4 protein-coding genes are annotated in these 2,756 nt (G+C 62.8%); 1 reads left to right on the forward strand and 3 read right to left on the reverse strand.

The window, feature by feature from the left end; all coding sequences use genetic code 11:
• The coding region (gene lepB, locus JHD07_RS07490; RefSeq protein WP_291620569.1) for a signal peptidase I at positions 1-206 on the forward strand (206 nt) is incomplete at its 5' end.
• 107 nt (positions 207-313) lie between these two features.
• Here the strand turns inward: lepB and JHD07_RS07495 are convergent.
• The 3 genes from JHD07_RS07495 to JHD07_RS07505 form a co-directional block, all read right to left on the reverse strand.
• On the reverse strand, positions 314-601 hold the full coding sequence (locus tag JHD07_RS07495) for a GIY-YIG nuclease family protein (RefSeq protein WP_291620571.1): 288 nt from the start codon (positions 599-601) through the stop codon (positions 314-316).
• Positions 602-742: 141 nt separating this feature from the next.
• Positions 743-2,383 (reverse strand): chaperonin GroEL, encoded by a 1,641-nt coding sequence (groL, locus tag JHD07_RS07500; protein WP_291620573.1) that lies wholly within the window; start codon positions 2,381-2,383, stop codon positions 743-745.
• A 45-nt stretch (positions 2,384-2,428) separates the two neighbouring features.
• Positions 2,429-2,743: a co-chaperone GroES gene (locus JHD07_RS07505; protein ID WP_148741152.1), complete on the reverse strand. Its 315-nt coding sequence runs from the start codon at positions 2,741-2,743 to the stop codon at positions 2,429-2,431.
• Positions 2,744-2,756: the final 13 nt, after the last annotated feature.

The raw sequence follows: 2,756 nt of genomic DNA on the forward strand, positions 1-2,756 counted from the left end.
ATCTCGACAACACCGACGTCTTCACGGTGCCGCCCGGCCACCTCTTCGTTCTCGGCGACAACCGCGACAACTCCACCGACAGCCGGATGATGTCGACCTTCGGCTTCGTGCCGATGGACAATCTCATCGGCAAGGTGACGCGCATCATCTGGTCGCTCGACGAAGACGGCGAGCCCCGCTTCGAGCGGATGGGAAAGGTGGAGTGAGGGCAAGACCGTCATTCCGGGGCGATGCGGATAATTGCGCTGTGCTCCATCCGCTAGTCATTCCGGGGCGCGCGAAGCGCGAACCCGGAATCCATCGCTCCGCAAGCTCAGCTCGCAATCTGTGGATATAAATCGATCCACTGTGGATTCTTCTCCTCGATGAGCCGCACCTTCCATTCCCGTCGCCGCTTCTTCAATTCTTTCTCTCGCGTGATGGCGTTGATTGGATCGTCGTAAATCTCGAACCAAACCAATCTGTCGACGGAATACCGCTTGCTGAAACCGGCGGCGACCTTGCTTTTATGTTCGTGGATACGGCGGACGATGTCGTTCGTCACGCCGATGTAAAGCGTGCCGTATTTCTTGCTGGCGAGGAGGTAGACGCAATAGGCCATGAGCAAGTGGTGAAATGGATTCCGGGCTCGCGACTTCGTCGCGCCCCGGAATGACCAGTGTACCACTGTTGCGTGTGCTCCCCCAAAACAAAAACCCCGGCATCGCTGCCGGGGTTTCGTCGTTCTTGATGTGGTTGGATCTTAGAAGTCCATGCCGCCCATGCCGCCGCCGGGGGGCATTGCCGGGCCGGCGCCGCCCTTCTTGGGCAGCTCGGCGACCATGGCTTCCGTGGTGATCAGCAGCGCGGCCACGGAGGCTGCGTTCTGGATCGCGGTGCGGACCACCTTGGTCGGGTCGATGATGCCCTTCTTGACGAGGTCACCGTATTCGCCGGTCTGGGAGTCGAAGCCGTAGGCATAGGCCTTGTTCTCCAGCACCTTGCCGACGATCACCGAGCCGTCTTCACCGGCGTTGATCGCGATCTGGCGGGCGGGGGCCGACAGCGCCTTGCGCACGATCTCGACGCCGGTCTTCTGGTCGTCGTTCTTGGTGCGAAGGCCCTTGAGCTGCTCGGAGGCACGGAGCAGGGCGACGCCGCCGCCCGGAACGATGCCTTCTTCCACGGCCGCGCGGGTCGCATGCATCGCGTCATCAACGCGATCCTTGCGCTCCTTCACCTCGACCTCGGTCGCGCCGCCGACGCGGATCACCGCGACGCCGCCCGCGAGCTTGGCAAGACGCTCCTGGAGCTTCTCACGGTCGTAGTCCGAGGTGGTCTCCTCGATCTGCGCCTTGATCTGGGCCACGCGCGCCTCGATGTCGGCCTTCTTGCCGGCGCCGTTGACGATCGTGGTGTTCTCCTTGTCGATCATCACCTTCTTGGCGCGACCGAGCATGTTGAGCGTGACGTTCTCGAGCTTGATGCCGAGATCTTCCGAGATCGCCTGGCCGCCGGTCAGGATCGCGATGTCCTGCAGCATGGCCTTGCGGCGATCGCCGAAGCCCGGAGCCTTGACGGCCGCGACCTTCAGGCCGCCGCGCAGGCGGTTCACGACGAGGGTCGCGAGCGCTTCGCCTTCGACGTCCTCGGCGACGATGACCAGCGGCTTGCCGGTCTGCACCACGGCCTCGAGCAGCGGCAGCAGTTCGTTCAGCGAGGAGAGCTTCTTCTCGTTGATCAGGATGTAGGCGTCGTCCATCTCGACGCGCATCTTGTCGGCGTTGGTGACGAAGTAGGGCGAGATGTAGCCACGGTCGAACTGCATGCCCTCGACCACGTCGAGTTCGGTCTCGAGCGACTTGGCTTCCTCGACGGTGATGACGCCCTCGTTGCCGACCTTCTTCATGGCGTCGGCGAGGAACTTGCCGATCTCCGCGTCGCCGTTGGCCGAGATGGTGCCGACCTGGGCGATCTCGTCGTTCGAGGTGACCTTCTTGGAGTTCTTCACGAGGTCGGCGACCACGGCTTCCACGGCCAGGTCGATACCGCGCTTGAGGTCCATCGGGTTCATGCCGGCGGCGACCGACTTGGCGCCTTCACGCACGATCGCCTGGGCGAGCACGGTGGCGGTGGTGGTGCCGTCGCCGGCCGCGTCAGCGGACTTGGAGGCGACTTCGCGCACCATCTGGGCGCCCATGTTCTCGAACTTGTCCTCGAGCTCGATCTCCTTGGCGACGGTGACGCCGTCCTTGGTGATGCGGGGAGCGCCGAACGACTTGTCGAGCACGACGTTGCGGCCCTTCGGGCCGAGCGTGACCTTCACTGCGTTGGCAAGGATGTCGACGCCGCGCAGCATCTTGTCGCGCGCATCAACCGAGAATTTGACTTCTTTGGCTGCCATGTGGGTTTTTCCTTGAGATGTTTGACTGGAGGGAGAGAAGGGCTCTTAAGCCGCCTTCTTCTTGGACTCGCTGACTTCGAGAACGCCCATCACGTCGCTCTCCTTCATGATCAGCAGGTCCTGGCCGTCGATCTTGACCTCGGTGCCGGACCACTTGCCGAACAGCACGCGGTCGCCGACCTTCAGGTCGATCGGGATCAGCTTGCCAGCTTCGTCGCGGCCACCGGGGCCAACGGCGACGATTTCGCCCTGGGAGGGCTTTTCCTTGGCAGTGTCGGGAATGATGATGCCGCCAGCGGTCTTCTCTTCGGCGTCGATGCGCTTGACCACGACGCGGTCGTGAAGCGGACGGAATTTCATGCAGTCCTCCTAA

It is taken from the genome of Bradyrhizobium sp. (assembly GCF_016462955.1).
Classification (GTDB): domain Bacteria; phylum Pseudomonadota; class Alphaproteobacteria; order Rhizobiales; family Xanthobacteraceae; genus Bradyrhizobium.